This is a genomic window from Spongiibacter pelagi (genome assembly GCF_014705705.1).
Classification (GTDB): Bacteria; Pseudomonadota; Gammaproteobacteria; order Pseudomonadales; family Spongiibacteraceae; genus Spongiibacter; species Spongiibacter pelagi.
Genome location: NZ_JACXLD010000004.1, coordinates 25,539 through 41,945, shown reverse-complemented (window position 1 = coordinate 41,945; position 16,407 = coordinate 25,539). Strand labels below are relative to the sequence as shown.

Annotated in this window: 14 protein-coding genes; 2 read left to right on the top strand and 12 right to left on the bottom strand. The window is 51.8% G+C overall.

Annotation, left to right across the window (positions count from 1 at the left end; genetic code table 11):
- Window positions 1–54 precede the first annotated feature (54 nt).
- The 4 genes from IB286_RS08200 to IB286_RS08185 form a co-directional block, all read right to left on the bottom strand.
- Entirely contained in the window at window positions 55–1,362 is a 1,308-nt protein-coding gene (locus IB286_RS08200) for a serine hydrolase domain-containing protein (RefSeq protein WP_190764407.1), read from the bottom strand.
- A 147-nt stretch (window positions 1,363–1,509) separates the two neighbouring features.
- Complete coding sequence (locus IB286_RS08195; RefSeq protein ID WP_190764405.1) at window positions 1,510–3,237, bottom strand: putative bifunctional diguanylate cyclase/phosphodiesterase; 1,728 nt, start codon at window positions 3,235–3,237, stop codon at window positions 1,510–1,512.
- A 1-nt stretch (window position 3,238) separates the two neighbouring features.
- Window positions 3,239–4,474 carry a sensor histidine kinase gene (locus IB286_RS08190; RefSeq protein ID WP_190764403.1) on the bottom strand — a complete coding sequence of 412 codons (1,236 nt, stop codon included), beginning with the start codon at window positions 4,472–4,474 and terminating at the stop codon, window positions 3,239–3,241.
- 102 nt (window positions 4,475–4,576) lie between these two features.
- Complete coding sequence (locus IB286_RS08185; RefSeq protein WP_190764401.1) at window positions 4,577–5,908, bottom strand: ABC1 kinase family protein; 1,332 nt, start codon at window positions 5,906–5,908, stop codon at window positions 4,577–4,579.
- A gap of 119 nt (window positions 5,909–6,027) precedes the next feature.
- Between IB286_RS08185 and IB286_RS08180 the strand changes: the two genes are divergently transcribed.
- Window positions 6,028–6,888, top strand: a complete 861-nt coding sequence (locus IB286_RS08180; RefSeq protein WP_190764400.1) for an acetoacetate decarboxylase family protein — start codon at window positions 6,028–6,030, stop codon at window positions 6,886–6,888.
- Between the two features lie 3 nt (window positions 6,889–6,891).
- Here IB286_RS08180 and IB286_RS08175 read toward each other — a convergent pair whose 3' ends face one another.
- From IB286_RS08175 to IB286_RS08145, 7 genes are all read right to left on the bottom strand, one after another.
- Complete coding sequence (locus IB286_RS08175; protein ID WP_190764398.1) at window positions 6,892–7,911, bottom strand: quinone-dependent dihydroorotate dehydrogenase; 1,020 nt, start codon at window positions 7,909–7,911, stop codon at window positions 6,892–6,894.
- Window positions 7,912–8,004: 93 nt separating this feature from the next.
- Window positions 8,005–8,649, bottom strand: a complete 645-nt coding sequence (locus IB286_RS08170) for a phosphoadenosine phosphosulfate reductase domain-containing protein (protein ID WP_190764396.1) — start codon at window positions 8,647–8,649, stop codon at window positions 8,005–8,007.
- Window positions 8,650–8,828: 179 nt separating this feature from the next.
- On the bottom strand, window positions 8,829–11,486 hold the full coding sequence (gene pepN, locus IB286_RS08165) for an aminopeptidase N (protein WP_190764393.1): 2,658 nt from the start codon (window positions 11,484–11,486) through the stop codon (window positions 8,829–8,831).
- Window positions 11,487–11,566: 80 nt separating this feature from the next.
- Complete coding sequence (locus tag IB286_RS08160; RefSeq protein ID WP_190764391.1) at window positions 11,567–12,400, bottom strand: DUF2797 domain-containing protein; 834 nt, start codon at window positions 12,398–12,400, stop codon at window positions 11,567–11,569.
- A 39-nt stretch (window positions 12,401–12,439) separates the two neighbouring features.
- Window positions 12,440–12,721, bottom strand: a complete 282-nt coding sequence (locus tag IB286_RS08155) for a YeaC family protein (protein WP_190764389.1) — start codon at window positions 12,719–12,721, stop codon at window positions 12,440–12,442.
- A gap of 80 nt (window positions 12,722–12,801) precedes the next feature.
- Window positions 12,802–13,644: a rhomboid family intramembrane serine protease gene (locus tag IB286_RS08150; RefSeq protein ID WP_190764388.1), complete on the bottom strand. Its 843-nt coding sequence runs from the start codon at window positions 13,642–13,644 to the stop codon at window positions 12,802–12,804.
- A gap of 2 nt (window positions 13,645–13,646) precedes the next feature.
- Window positions 13,647–14,531 carry an NAD(+) kinase gene (locus IB286_RS08145; RefSeq protein WP_190764386.1) on the bottom strand — a complete coding sequence of 295 codons (885 nt, stop codon included), beginning with the start codon at window positions 14,529–14,531 and terminating at the stop codon, window positions 13,647–13,649.
- A 72-nt stretch (window positions 14,532–14,603) separates the two neighbouring features.
- On the opposite strand from IB286_RS08145, the gene IB286_RS08140 reads away from it, so the two are divergent.
- Entirely contained in the window at window positions 14,604–15,512 is a 909-nt protein-coding gene (locus tag IB286_RS08140; RefSeq protein ID WP_190764384.1) for a DUF1853 family protein, read from the top strand.
- Here IB286_RS08140 and IB286_RS08135 read toward each other — a convergent pair.
- On the bottom strand, window positions 15,509–16,405 hold the full coding sequence (locus IB286_RS08135; RefSeq protein ID WP_190764382.1) for a 1-aminocyclopropane-1-carboxylate deaminase/D-cysteine desulfhydrase: 897 nt from the start codon (window positions 16,403–16,405) through the stop codon (window positions 15,509–15,511). The two genes, IB286_RS08140 and IB286_RS08135, sit on opposite strands and share 4 nt — an antisense overlap.
- Between the last annotated feature and the right edge of the window lie 2 nt (window positions 16,406–16,407).

Below are 16,407 nucleotides of genomic sequence, written 5' to 3'. Positions count from 1 at the left end.
GTATTGACTAGTGGGACTTCCCGAAATGCGCCAAACATTGGCACATAGTGTCATTTACCCCTCTAAAGCCCCCACCATCTTGTGGTGACGATCATGCATATCCACACAGCGTGAACAGCCCTGACTAATACTGTCGATCATTTTTAATAGACCAGGAATGTGAGTACCAAGAATCGGCTTACCGTTATTGAGAATAGCGACCGAAATATCCCGCTCGGGATCAGCCCAGCACACAATATTCGAAAAGCCGATATGACCAAAGGCATGGGGCGTATGACGACCATACAAGCCAACAAAGCGCCCGCCAAGCATGGTTCCAGCGCTGTAGCGCAGCGGCGCACCCAGTGAACGGTCAAATTGGGGCCGACCGGCTTCGCGGGTCAAGCGGTGCACCGTAATCGGCTTGAGTATTTGCTTACCCTGCCATTCACCCTGTTGCAGCAACATTTGGAAGAAGCGGCTAGCCTCCTCGGCAGTCGCATAGAGGTTGCCGGCGGGAATGGTGGCATTCAGGAACGGCTCACTATTGGAAATTTCAACAGCGGTATCCACCTCCGCCCCCAGCACTTTGTGCAACTGGTTACCAATAGGCCCCTTATTGGGCGCGCCAGTGAGGTAATTTATAGCCGCCTGCTTGTGTTTCTCTTGAGGCATACCGTAATGGAAATAGCCCATTCCCATCGGTTTGCGGATGACTTCATCCAGATATTCATTCACCGATTTCCCGGTGAGTTTTTGGATCAGCTCACTCATAACAAAACCGCCGGTAAGCGCGTGATACGCCACTACCCGGCCATCGGGATCGAGGGCTTCTTGCTGGCAGATCAAGTCAAACGCGGTGTCGTGGTCATAGAGCACTTCAATAGGAACATCTGGCGGAATACCGGGCACACCGGCGCGGTGGGACAGTAGTTGATAAACCGTGATATTGCCCTTACCCGCTCTGGCAAATTCCGGCAGGTAATAACTCACCGGATTGAGCAGATCCAAGTGGCCGTCTTCGGCGAGCTTGTGCATCAATACCGCGGCAACCACTTTTGATGCGGAAAACAGGCAAACCGGGGTATCTAACTCGGCCACAAGGGCATTGGGTTTACCGGCAAAATGGGAGTGACCAACACTGCGATGCAGGGCAATTTTGCCGTGTCGGCGCAGGCAGATATTCATCATCGGATGCATACCTGTGCGATAAACATCCTCGGCGTTCTGCCAGATTTTTTCCAAATCTTTAGGCTTTAAGCCTAGCTCAGACGGGTCGGCCTCATTGGGGTCAATACGCCTAACACTGGCCAAATTTTCAACAGTGGGCACAGCCCGAAAGAACTTGCGTACAGAATTGTCGCAGAACTGTTTAATTGTCACTCTGTCTCCCTAGTTTGCTCCAGAAGTCGTAAATGGACTCCCGGCAAACTTTTATTTTGCACTTATATTGTCAAGTAAGTTTATAACAGGCTCGGTTCGACTGGCAAAGCAGAAATTGTCGCGATTTAACGTGAATATGGTTGGAAATCAATGCTGAAGATGGGGTTCAGGCTCATGCAGTGGCACAGGTTTGCCACACAGATGCCCCTGAAAAAAGTCGACGCCAAGGGATTTTAGGCAATCAATAATCTCTGGGCGCTCAACAAACTCGGCAATCGTGCGCTTACCCAGCTCATGACTCACTTCGTTAATAGAGCGGACCAAGGCACTGTGTACCGAATTGCGATCCATGTCTCGAACAAACATGCCGTCAATCTTCACAAAATCCACCGGCAGTTGCTGAAGATAGCCAAAGGACGACATTCCCGTGCCAAAGTCATCCAAGGCAAAGCGCCCCCCCATGGCCTGAACCCGACTGATAAAGTCGGTGACCAAGTCAAAATTGCGGATGGCTACGGTTTCGGTGATTTCAAAGCAAATCTGACGAACGTCGATATTGGACACTTGCAGTTTGCGAATCACAAACTCCAAAAAGGATTTCTCGCACAGGGATTGCCCGGAAAGATTGATCGAATAGAGCAAGTCCTGCCCATGTAATTCAGGATGAGCTTCCAAATAAGATATCAATTCGGCGAAGACCCAGCGGTCGATACTTGGCATCATGCCAAATCGTTCTGCCGCAGGCATAAACGCCGCGGGTGATAACACTTCATTGCCTCGACGCATTCGCAACAGCAATTCCAGATAGGTTCCTGACTGCTTAGGCTCTCCGGCATCAAGAGAGTAAATACCCTCTTTCACCAAAAAGAAATCATGGTTTTCCAAGGCACAGCGAATCGCCTGCACGGCGTGCATATCTTCCTGTAAACGGCCAAGCTTATTGTCTTCTGGATTGTAGATATGAACTCGCCCTCGCCCCTCTTCCTTGGCCGAGTACACCGCCACATCAGCTTGGGACATCACTTTTTCACGGGTGAGCGAATGTTCATCTATCAGCACCACGCCGGCGCTGAAGGAGATACTGTGCACTGTGCCCTGCCAAACAAACTCCATCTGCTTAGTCGCGCGCAGTAAACGCGACGCCACTGAGCGCGCCTCAAAGGCATCCACATTACTCAGCAATACGCCAAACTCGTCGCCACCGAGCCGGCACACGGTATCGCCGTGACACACTTCACTCTGCAACAGCATGGCCAGTTGCTTGATAAGATTATCCCCGGCCCGGTGGCCACGGGTGTCGTTAATCATTTTGAATTGATCAACATCGAGAAACACGAGCGCGTGCGTTCGAGAACTGATCGCCGCATCATCCACTAGATTATCCAAGCGGCGCTCAAATTCGCGGCGATCGAAAAGCTCGGTAAGCGGATCTAAAATCGGGCTGATTAGTCCCTCTTGGTCTTGGCCATCAAATACCGGCTCATGCAGGCACAGCAGATACATATTTTCATTATCTGACTGACTTTCTGAATCGGCCTCGCTCTCTGCTGCCGTCTCGGCTCCGCCTATTTTAGACACCGCAATAAGGAAGGGTTTTCCGGCATCTTCATTACCATTCACCAAATGCACCGAATACATATTATTGGTGGCGGATAACTCAATCAGCTCTGAGCTAAGCAGTGGATCACCGGAGTCTTTTCGCAGCGAAAACAGCGAAGACAAGGACAATCCTTGTAACTCTTCACAATCCAAGCTACTGGTTAGCAGTGCCAAGGCCGCGTTATTGAGATAGCACAACTCCGCACTCTCGTTAAAACACACCAGTGGAACTTGGAGGTGTTTGAGTATTCGCTCGGCATCGAACTCGGGCGACATATTATTCACTCAACGGCAAAGTAAAATAGAACGTTGCACCTTGGCCCGGCTCAGATTCCAACCAGATTTTACCGCCATGCCAGCGCACAATTTTCTCGCAGATAGCCAGCCCAACACCGGTTTCTTGCGCTTTCTCGCCCTGTTCCATATCGCGATGGAAAAGGCTAAACAGGCCATTGTGCAACTCCGGGGAAATCCCCCGACCATTATCACTCACCGAAAACAGCCAATTGCGCTCATGGGTTACCGCACTAATGCGCACTTCTGGCGCAGCGCCGTCTGTATAGCTAATGGCATTACTGACCAGATTTTGAAACAGTTGCACCAGCTGTCGGCGACACGCCGATACCGTAGGCAGGGCGTCGTAATAGATTTTGGCATTGTGCTTACGGATCTGCGCATCGAGATTGGCGGTCACCTCTTGCATTACCGCATTGCAATCCACCATTTCGCGGCTTTCGTTAAACCGACCCACCGAGGTCAGAGCGACCAAGCGATTCAGGGCCGACTGCACCGCGTAAATATCCCCTTTCAGCTCTTTTAAACCAGTAGCAGCTTCGACATCACCTAACACCGCCGGATTGGTCGCCAAATTGCGCACACCTTTTACCGCACGATTAAGGGGGTTTTGTAAATCTCGAGCCGCAAGATGGGACAATTGTTCGATCTCGTTCACCAGACCAATCAATTGGTGGCGGCTGCGTGCCAAGGCGATCAAGTCGCGGTACGAAGAAAGCGCCGTGTAAATAACCGAGAACATACGGTCTTGGGTCAGCTCGGTCTTCGCCCGGTAATCATTAATATCGTAAGACTTGAGTACCCGGCGCTCTGGCGCCAAGCCGGGCTGCCCCGTACGCAGAATAATTCGAACGAAATGATTACCCAACTCCTGACGGATATAGCGCGCCACATCCAAGCCGGCCTCGTCTGTTTCCATCACCACATCGAGTAAAATAATAGCAGTGTCCGGATGCTCCCGGATCAGTTGTTTAGCTTCCGCCCCGGAATGGGCGCTGATGAATTCAAGATGGCGACCAGCAAAGCTGAAATCCTGCAATGCTAATCGCGAGACAATATGAACTTCGTCTTCATCATCGACTAACAGCACTTTCCAGTTTGTCTGTGCGGTTTGACCTGGATGAAAACTTGATAGTTTGAGCGTATCCACAGCCTGCACTGCTTCACCGTCCATGCTTTGCCCATCAAGATCCAGCAACGCGTCCTGCGATATGCTCATTTTTGGATCTGTCACAATGTTCCCCAATTGTCCCGTTAGATTACCTTTGTGAATTTTGCTGCTTCACCACGGCAAATGGCATTGGGTTATCTACCTATTAATTTAGTGTAAGCGCATCATATCAATACGCTGGTCGTGGAATATATCCGCCCCCGGAGCCAGCATATCCACATAGCGATCAAAATACAGAAACTGCTTTAGCAGCATGGTGAACGCTCGGGGAAAACGAATACCGTAATTTCGGGCGATATTGCCAAGCTCACTCAGCAGTGCATTAATGCCGTCGCCGGCCTCACCGCCAACGCCCATTCCGGCCATAGCATCAAAATTTTCCAAACCTTGAAACAGCTTGGCAATGTCGCGAGTCAGGCCGTCCACATCGACTTTTTCGCGGGTAATCCCCACGGTAACCATCGCCTCAGCCATACTGCGGTAGTCTTGCGTACTAATGGCCGTGAACAAGGTAAACATCGCCTGCCAGGCCTCGGGCTGGATACGCCCCACCATGCCGAAATCGATAAAGCCAACGCGACCATCATCCAATAGCAGCAAATTACCGCTGTGCAAATCAGCGTGGAAAAACGGGCATTGGGTCAAACTGGCAAACCAAGTATTCAAGGCATTAAACAGGCTTGCCGCCGGGTCTATACCCATGCTGTCCACGCTATTATCGGTTAATGCGCGGCCATAAAGTCGTTCCATGGTCAGCACCTTGCGACCGGAAGCCTGCGGATACGGCTTGGGCGCCACAACCTGAGTATTATCGGTGTTCTGCAAAAAGCGCCTGAACTCAGTAAGGTTTTCCGCTTCTTTAATAAAGTCGCACTCATCCACCATGGATTGATACATTTCTGCCACCAAGCCTGCCACCGCCTCGCGGTCGGTATTGGGCATAATCAATTCCATCAGACGCGTCAGCAGATACACCGCATTCATATCCGTGGTCAACACCGCTTCAACCCCGGGTTTCTGCACTTTTACCACCACGTCCTCACCGCTTAGCAGCTTGGCAGCGTGCACTTGAGCGATAGACGCCGAAGCCAAAGATTGCGGTTCAATACTGGCAAACACCTGCCCCAGTGGTCGCCCCAAATCCTGCTCAACAATCTGCTTTACTTTGGTGAAGGGAATCGCCGGCGTACGATCCAGGCACAGTTGAAATTCGTCGACATAATTCTTTGGAAACACCGAGGGCGAACTGGCAATAAACTGACCGAATTTAATGTAAGTGGTACCCAGCGCCTCAAACAATTCACGCACTTCATGGGGCTCTGGCTGACGCCACTGCACCAACCACTTTAGGGCCCGTGGATAAACAGCGGTCACCGTCTGTGCGAGACGAAATGAACCCCGCAAACCTAGCTCTGCAATTCGCAGAACTTGCGCAGCATCCAGTTTTTTAACTTGAGTAAGAGGTTTGGTAAGAAGGGCCATATCTGATTCCGTGATAGCAACAGGCATTGATGCCAGATAATTAGTACGTATTATTGCCGATGGCCGCTGGCGAATACAGACTATTACCGATCATTAACGATAAAAACGGACCTACGCAAATGCAGACGCTCGATGTAATTTTTGAAGAACACGATGTGCCCAGCCAACATGGCCCGCAAAATACCGATCAGTGCTGCCAGAAAGTTTCTGCCGAGCATTTTGTGATCGATGGTCAAGATATCAGCCTGCCCGTACGTATCGACGAAGCCTCAATGATGATGCACTTTTATACGGTCAAAACCGCCGTGGTTCGCCGAATTTTAGCCGACACCGGCTTCACCCCCGTCGAGCTTTTTCCGGGCCGGGCGCTAATGCAATTAATCGGCGTAGACTACCGCCGCAATGATCTGGGCGACTATAACGAAGCCGCCATTCTGTTTCCGGTAACTACGCCGGGCCAAGCGCCGGTTCGCGTTCCCCTACTCGGCGCCCTGTCGCGCATGGCCAGCGGCAAACTCGATAATTTTGTTTACCGCATGCCCGTTGACCAACCCTTCACCACCCACGCCGGGCGCTTTATTTGGGGCTTTCCGAAATGGGTGAGCAAGGTTGATTTTGAGCTGGATGACAAGCGCGTGCGCACCCGTTTTGAAGACGACGGTGAATTGATTTTTGACATTAACGCCGCCGCCAATGGCCGCCGTAAAATGCCAGAACAGGAAGCCCCTTCTCTCACTGTTCGCCACGGTCGCGCCAGCCGTATTGTCGGCAGCACATGGGGAGAAGGCTTTACCTTTAAATTAGGTGGCAAAAAGCCGGAAATTGGCAACAGCCATCCACTGGCCAAATTATTGCGGGAACTGGGCCTGCCGAAACGGCCACTGTGTACGCTGTCGGTTCGGGATGGAAAAATGAAATTTCCCGGCGCCGAAGAAGTGGCCATTGGCCAAGCCTTTAGCGCCGAGCAACAAGCGGGCTAAGGCTTATTTACCCCAGCCAAACCCCTGCGCTGCACGCTGAATCAAGCCCGGCCCCTGATAGATAAAGCCGGTGTAAACCTGAATAAGATCGGCACCCGCGGCGGCTTTTTCCGCCGCCGCTTCGGCGCAGTCGATTCCGCCCACACCGATCAACGCCACCTCGCCTTTTAACTCCTCAGCCAAAAGGGCCAGTACCTCGGTGGATTTCTGGCGAACCGGCGCACCACTTAGACCGCCAGCCTCTTCTGCATGGGGCAGGCCGCTCACCGCCGCGCGCTCAATAGTGGTATTGGTGGCAATCACGCCATCAATACCTTGGGATTTAATCACCGCCGCCACATTGCGCACATCTTCTGCTGCCATATCTGGTGCGATTTTGATTGCCAGCGGCACATAACGGCCATACTGCTTTGCCAACTCGGTTTGCGCTTCTTTCAAGCTGGCCAATAATTGGCGAAGGGGCTCACCGAATTGAAGGTCTCTTAGACCGGGGGTATTTGGCGAAGACAAATTCACCGTGACATAACTGGCATAGGGATACACCTTGCGCAAACAGATCAGGTAATCATCTACCGCCTGCTCGGCCGGGGTGTCCTTATTCTTGCCGATATTAATACCCAATACGCCGCGATATTTACTGGCCTTCACCGCCTCGATCAAGGCATCCACCCCGTCGTTATTAAAGCCCATGCGATTGATAATGGCCTGTGCTTTTGGCAAGCGGAACAGGCGCGGCAAGGGATTGCCGGGCTGCCCCTTTGGAGTCACCGTGCCCACTTCAATAAAGCCAAAACCCAGCGCAGCCAAACCATCAATATGGCGGGCGTTTTTATCCAAGCCTGCCGCCAAGCCCACGGGGTTGGGAAACTGAATGCCCATCACCTCAACTGGTTGAGACTCAGGCGCGGACGCCACCAAACCGCTCAGACGCCATTTCTGTAATAGCGAGATACCGGCCAAAGCCAGATTGTGCGAGGTTTCAGTGGGCAGACAAAACAATAGGCGGCGAAGAACAGCGTACATAATCAGCTCCGGAAAATTTCGACGGCAGAATACCGGAATCCCACGGCGGACTAAAGTAAAGCAGCGCAATACCGCGCGTTTGCCCTGATTTTTTTAAGCAGAGGTATGCAGGCCACACTCGCGGTTATCCGCCACCTTGGTAGGATCAAAATAATGGCGGCAGCTCGGCAGCTTATGCGTGGCCATATAGGCCTCGATATCGTCCTCACTCCAATAAAAGATAGGGGCGACTTTCAGGATACCGCGCTTATCCCAAGACAAAATATCCAGTGACTGGCGGAATTCGGTTTCTTCTTTGCGAATACCGGAAAACCAGATTTTTGGCTGAATTTCAGCAATCGCGCGATTGAAAGGCTCGAGTTTAACTTGGCGGGTAAATTCTTTGTGCAAATCGGGATTATCGTCGGGATGCGGCACCCCACCCATCAGCGCATTGCGACGCTCGGCGGTCATTTCCGGAGTCACGATTTTGAGATTGGGCTTGAGCAACTCAATCAATTGCTCGGCAACCCGATAGGCATCCGCCACATTGTAGCCACTGTCTGCCCAGACAATCGGAGCATTAGGGGCATTATCGGTAAGCAATTTGAGCATTACCGCCGAGTTGGGTGAAAAGCTGGTTGAGCCCATTGCGGTTTCGCCAAGCGCCATTGTCCAGCAGATGATTTCTTCTGCAGACAAATTGCGCAATTCCGCATTCGCGGCGGCGAGATCGAGACTCCCAACTCCAAAACTCATGGCAAATAAACCCAAATTCTCCGATTACTGGCGAGGAATCTACCATAATCGCCAAGAAAAAAGAATAAAATCTTTTAAAATCAACATGTTATAACTTTATTCGATATGCTTATAACTTTTTTATTTTTATGCCCATATCGAATAAAGGATTTTACCTATCGCTTTAAAAGCCGCAATAGTTAACTTGAGACAGACTTACTCACCACCTCATAAACATCCCGCGACAAATCCGGCTCGGCCAAAATCCGTTTTAATTCGGCCTGCATTTTCTGCTGCGCCGCCTCGGGGTATTTGCGCCATTTACTCAATGGCTGCAGCAAACGCGAAGCAATTTGGGGATTGCTGCGATTCAACGCAATCACCTGATCCGCCAAGAAGGCATAACCGGCACCGTCTTCACGGTGAAAGTTCACCGCGTTTTGCACACAGAAAGTCGCTATCAATGCCCGGACTTTGTTCGGGTTGCGAATATCAAACGCCGGGTGGTTCATCAAGGATTTCACTTTCTCCAACGTTCCGGGGGCGGAGCTGGCCGCCTGCACTTGGAACCACTGATTAATCACCAGCGGCTCGTGCTGCCAATCCTGATAAAATGACATCAGCGCTTCTGCTTTCGCGCTGTCCTCGTTATTGACCAAGGTGGTGAGCGCCGCCAAACGATCGGTCATGTTCTGGCTTTCAGCAAACTGCTCACGGGCTTTCTGAGCAATGCCCTCCTCGCCCAGCAACATCAAATACGCCAGTGACGTATTTTTCAGACTGCGACGCGCAATCTGCTCGGCGTTAGCTTGATAAGGCTGCGCATCCTGACAGCGTTCATAGGTTTGCAGTAGCGGTTCGCGCAAGGCTTCGGCAAGCTGCCGGCGGAGACGTTCTCTAGCATGGTGAATCGCGTGAACATCCACCGGCTTAAACACCTCAGCCAAATAAGCCTCAGATGGCAGCACCAGCATCATCGCCAGCATTGCCTTATCTAGCGAGTCATCGGCTAATAACTGCGCCAGTGCCCCGCTGAAATCCGCACTCAGCTGATAGTCCGCCCCCGCTTTGGCAGATTCCATTGCCGCCGTCATTTCTAAGATACCCAGCTGCTGACAGGCATCCCAGCGACAAAAACCATCAGTATCTCGAGTGATAAGTGCAATTAACTGGTCACGACGATAGGGAAAGTGCAGTTTCACCGGCGCGGAAAATCCACGCAGCAAACTGGGTACAGGCTCTTCCGGCAATTCGCTAAAAACAAATTGCTGCTGCGCTTCGGTCACGTGCAACACCATTTCGGTATTGTCCGCTGTCTCGCTATCAGCCTCCTGCCCCTGCAGATTCAAGCGCAAGGCACCGGCCTCGCCGAGTAAAGCCACCGAGAAAGGAATATGCAGCGGCGGCTTATTAGTTTGTCCCGGCGTATCGGGGCAATGTTGTTTCACCGTTAAGGTATAACGGCCCTGCTCGGCATCGTAGCTGCCGCTTACATCCAGCTCTGGCGTTCCAGCCAGTTCATACCAACGCCGGAACTGCGAAAGGTCCATGCCACTGGCGGCTTCCATGGCCAGCACAAAATCCTCACAGGTCACGGCTTGACCATCGTGGCGCTCAAAATACAGATCACTACCCTTGCGGAACAGTTCAGGCCCAAGCAAGGTGTGAATCATGCGCACCACTTCCGCGCCTTTTTCATAGATGGTTACGGTGTAAAAATTTGAGATCTCGATAAACGAATCGGGACGCACCGGATGGGCCATCGGGCCCGCATCTTCGGCAAACTGCGTACTGCGTAGCAAGCTCACATCCTCAACACGTTTGACCGTGGGCGAGCCCATATCCGCCGAGAATTCCGCATCGCGAAAAACCGTAAAACCCTCTTTCAAACTAAGCTGAAACCAGTCTCGGCAGGTAACGCGATTGCCCGACCAGTTGTGGAAATACTCGTGGGCGACCACCCCTTCAACACGCTGAAAGCCAGCGTCGGTCGTTGTTTCTGGCTTGGCCAAAACACAGGACGTATTAAAAATATTGAGGCTCTTATTTTCCATTGCCCCCATATTGAAATCATCCACCGCCACGATATTAAAAATATCGAGGTCGTACTCTCGGCCGTAAACTTGCTCATCCCAACGCATCGCATTTTTGAGCGATAGCATGGCGTGTTCGCATTTATCGAGGTCTTTCTGTTCAACGTAAATTTTCAGCTCGACCACACGTCCATTACAGGTGGTAAAGGTATCTTCCACTGCCTGTAAATCGCCCGCCACCAAGGCAAAAAGGTAGGCCGGCTTGGGAAACGGGTCATGCCAAACCACACGGGTGCGACCATCTTCCAGTGTTTCAACGTCGGTGCGATTACCATTGGACAGCAACACCGGATAGGTATTGGCATCGGCCAGAATCTCCACGGTAAACACCGACATCACATCCGGGCGATCCAGATAGTAGGTGATCTTGCGAAACCCTTCGGCCTCGCACTGGGTGCAAAACATGCCACTGGATTTGTACAAGCCTTCCAGTGAGGTATTTTTCTGAGGATAAATCCGCGTGCTGCAACGCAGTTCAAACTGATCTGGCACCTCGGCAATACACAAGGTTTCTTCAGACACAGACCACTGCGACTCACTAAGAGTATTGCCATCGATCGCCAGCGATAGCAGTTCTAACTCTGCGCCATGTAGCGTCAGGCCCGCGGTCGCATTATCCGAGGCGGGATTACGGCGCAGCGTTAAACAGGAGTGAACGGTAGTTGCCTCTTCACCCAGTTCAAATCGAAGCTCGGTAGCATCGATCAAAAACGCGGGAACAGAGTAATCTTTTAGAAAAATTGCACTGGGCTGCGCATCGCGCATGGTGGTTCTCCTGCCATTGCCCGGCGGGGAACCGAGCACAAAATTCATAAAACGAGGTAATTCAGCGGTGAGTGCTTACCTTAAAGTGCATCACTGCTAAGGGCGAGACGGTAGCCGCCGTATTTGCGGATATTGATCACGCCGGTATCAAAAATTAAATATTGGCCCTTAATCCCCATTAAACAACCCTCGGCAACGGGATTTTTATCCAAGTTAAAGGAGCTGACTTTTTTGGGATATTCCTGCACCGGGTACTGAATTTCCAGCACATCGCCCGCTACTGGCTGAATCGCTTGCAGGCCGTATTTGTCTTGCAGTTGAGCGATTTCATCCGCGCACTCGGCCGCTAACTGATCGCGCCGCGCAAGCAAATCAATGGGCTCTGGCTCGCCTTTCAGCATGGCCTGCCACGAAGTTTTATCGGCCACATGCTGCTTGTAAATATGTTCCACCAGACCGGATTGCAGACGATTGCTCACTCGATAGATCGGCAGTGCCGCTACCGCGCCCTGATCAATCCAACGCGTGGGTACTTGTGAATGACGAGTGATACCCACTTTGAGACCAGAAGAGTTCGCCAAGTACACCACATGATCAATCATGCAGTGACTTTCACCCCATTCGGGTTCACGGCAAGTGCCGGCGAAGTAATGGCATTTTTCAGGGCTGACAATACAGCTATCGCACTGCGCCAGCTTTTGAAAACAGGGATAACAATAGCCTTGGCTAAAGCTCTTCTTGGTTACCCGATCACAGTGAATACAATTAATCTGCTGTTGATATTCCAGTTTTACCGTATGGCCGATCAAGGCATTCATCGGCACTAAAGTATCACCTAGCGGCAATTGGTATTGGGGGCGATCACCCTCAAGTTGGGTCTTCATCTTGGCGGCGAGGCCAGTAATTTCAGTCATTGGCTGCTCTAGAATTTGGCGGGGCTACAGACGGAAAACTCAGTGCATCCAGCGCAGGGGCTGATCACTTTCTGGGTCATTATCATGACTATGATCATCATCGCACAGCTCACCTTCTTCCTTGCTGCCCTTGTCGATATAGCCTACGCGATCCTGCTCCGGTTGATGGCGCGAGTCCCAAGCAATCACCGCCGACATGCAATGTTCGCGCTGCTCAGCTGTTAACACATCACCGTTGGGCCATTTACCAATTTCGATCGCTCGACGCAGCGCCTGATAAATTTCAGGGGTGATATTGTCGATCAGTTTTTTAAAATCCATACAAACCTGCTAACGAGATTACTGGGCCTTAAGCCAAAGGAGTAAAAGTATAAGATGCTCTGGATTATATCAGAGTGAGACTATCGGTCTGGTTGCTGATCGAGCAGCGCCGCCACAAACCCCAACAGCAGGCCCATTAACAAGCCGCTGGCGTGGGCAGTATTGGCAATATCACCCAGACCAAGCGCCGAAGCCAAACCCACCATACACAGCAAAAGCCAGCCGATCATGAACCAGGCAAGTGCCGGCTGCAGTGGAAATTGTTGCTGGGGACGAAGACGATTCCACGCCAGCATATAGCCCAGCAAGCCGTAAATCACACCGGACATGCCCCCAAAGATCACCAGACTCATCATCGCTTGCGCAATATTAGACGTCGCTCCTACCAAGAGCACCACACCAAGCAAACGCACGACACCTTGGCGCTGCTCAATCATGCCTCCCAATAACCAAAGCCACAGGCCATTGAAAGCGATGTGCAGCAAGCCAAAATGTAAAAAAATCGGGCTGAGAATTCGCCACGGCTCAGCGAGTGGCCACACTGCCTGCACCTCGCCGGTGTAGGGCGAAAACGGGTAAAACGTGAGACTGGGAAGAAGTTGTCCTCGGGTATCGAGAAACGGCAAAGCCGCACCCACAACGGAGAGCAATAACAATACCGCGACCGCCGGGCTGGAAAATAGGCGACCCAAAAGGGAAATCCCTTGGGGAGCGCCGTCTCGCTTATCCAGCACCAACTCGCCCCGCTCCATCTCTTGCAGCCAGTGTTTAACCTGCTCCGCATGTGCTTCGCTGCCGATCCAAAGAACCTGACGTCCCTCTTCTTCGGCAATTCGGTGCGGGATTCGCTGTCGCCATAAGAATTCGGAAAACGCCGCCAAATCGCGCTCTAGAGGAAAACCCAAGCGAATATAGTCTGGCACGGCTACTTGTTGCCCCGCTCACGGCTGTAGTTCCAACCCAACTTGTCACGACAACTGGCGTAGAAGCTGTGATCCAATGGGTGAATTAAGCGAATTTTATGGGGCTTTTTACGCACGATAACTTCATCGCCCGGCTCGGCGGTAATGCGAATTTGCCCATCGCACGTTACCGGTGGGTGAATATCATCGTCACACACCACCATTTTGATTTCGCTTTTGCCGTCAATCACAATCGGACGGCTGCTCAAGGTATGAGGAAACATTGGCACAATAACGATGGCATCGAGACACGGATGCATAATTGGGCCGCCCGCCGAAAGGGAATACGCCGTAGAGCCGGTCGGTGTAGAAATAATCAAACCGTCACTGCGCTGGCGATAGACATGCTCGCCATCAATAAAGAGGTCAAACTCCATCATATGGCCCGAGGTACCCGAGTTCAGCACCACATCATTCAGTGCTTCGCCTTTGCCAACCCGCTCACCCTTGCGCAATAACTCAACCGAGAGCATAAAGCGTTTTTCAAGAGAGTATTGCCCATCTAAAACTGCGCCCAACGTTGCTTCTAATTCATCGGGCGAGATGTCAGTAAGAAAGCCCAAACGTCCGCGGTTAACACCCACTACCGGCGTGTTGTGGCGACACAAGCTTCGAGCTGCACCCAGCAAGCTGCCATCACCACCGACCACCACAATCAAATCTGTTCGCTCGCCAATCGTACGACGCGGCGAAACATCAAATTCACGGCTCGGCAGCAAAACTGCAAGCTGTTCATCCAGCACAACCTGTAAACTTCTTAAGGCTAAAAAGTCCAGCAGGCGATTAAGGGTTTCAACAACTCCTTTCCCCTCGCGGCCAATAACCCCAATTTTGTTGAATTCACTCATAGTATTCATTGCCAAAAGCTTGGCCGCTATTATAACCGCCGATAAAGGTAATCAGGAAACAATGGCAGCGAGATGCAGGAATTATCCGAAAGCGGAGCGGTAAACCGTTTCGATACCACACTGGCGCACTTGAATAATCCGCTGGTCCGCGCGCTTGCCTGGAGCTGCTTTGCACCGCCATTACTGAATGCTATTACGCTAAACAATGGCGAAACCGTTTTCTGCCCCGAACTGGAACTGACCGCACAGCGCGAGCAATGGCTAAATAATCTGGACAAAAACCCCGAACCGCTACAAGACTATTTAAGCCAGTCGCAAACCAGCCGTCGCCTAGGCCTGCAATATGAAGCTCTGTGGCATTTCTTTCTCGACAATGATCCACAAACTGAATTACTCGGCCACAATATTCCGGTGCGCGACGCCCAAGGCCGCAGCCTGGGTGAATTCGACATTTTGTACCGCGACCGCATAAGCAAGGATGTTTTTCATTTAGAGCTGGCGGTTAAATTCTTTTTGGAATTAGAGCAGCCGTTAACGACAGACCCACTCAGCCGCTGGCTGGGGCCCAACAGCGCCGACCGACTCGACCGTAAATTAGCCCGTTTGCGGGACCATCAATTTCCCCTCGCTCAAACCCCTGAAGGACGCAGCGCGCTGTATCAATTTGGCGTAAGCGAGGTAAAACCCCAATTGAAGATGGGAGGGATTTTGTTTTATCGCAGCGATAACAAGCAAAAAAACAGCGCCCTGCACCCACAGCACTTGCATGGCCGCTGGCAACATCTCAAGCAGTTTACGGAGAACTCAGAGCGCTGGGCCCTACTGCAAAAACCGGACTGGCTTTCTGCCAGCGAACTGCAACGACAAGCACTGCCCACAGATATTGATCAACGAGTAGAGCGCCGCCCCACTATGCTGATCAACCCTCAAGGGGAACGGATTTTTGTGGTCGCCAATGACTGGCCAGAATCAGCGCTTTAAGAAAACACCTCGGGAAAACCTCGCCGCCCCTGTAAGCCACCCGTGTGCACTAATAACACCCGCTGGCCGGGAGCGAACTCGCCTGCGCGGCACAAATTATCAACGTGGAAAAAAAGTTTTGCGGTATAAACTGGATCGAGCAGCAGCCCGGTGCGGGCCTCAAAATGATGAATGTATTCGATAAGCTCATCATTAAGCCGACCAAACCCCAACTGGCTAACCCTGAAATCGAGCGACCATTTTTCGGCAGCACTGTCGCCAAGTCCCTGCTCTGCAAGCATGGCGGCAATATCACGCTGTAAATAGCTTGCGCCCTTCACCACCGGCACACCAATTACCGGCGCACGCCCCGCCAAACCTAACACCAGCCCAGCCAAGGTCGCGCCAGTGCCACAGGCGATAAATACCGCATCGTAAACCTCGCCGCCTTCGGGGATCAGTGAGGCAATTTCCGCACAAGACGCCACCCCTAAGTGGCTGGCGCCACCCTCAGGAATGATTAGCGCGTCAGGAAAATCCGCCTGAATATCTGCGATAAATTCGGCATCGTGACGGCGCCGGTAATCGCTATAAGAGAGGAATCGCAGTTGCATGCCCCAGTCTTTGGCATCTGCCAAACAAGGGGTTACTGGCTCGTTTGAACCTGCACGAACAAATCCAACGGTATTGAAATCAAAACCCTTACCCACCGCCGCCAGCGCGTGAAGATGGTTTGACCAAGGCCCGCCAAAGCTGATTAGCGTGTTACGCCCTAAACGTTCCGCCTCAAGCAGTGCACCGCGCAATTTAAACCATTTATTGCCGGGCGCCAGTGGATGTAATTGATCAAGCCTTAGCACATCCCATTTTACGCCGTAGCAATCACCTAATGAGGTAATTACCGAGCCACTCACCA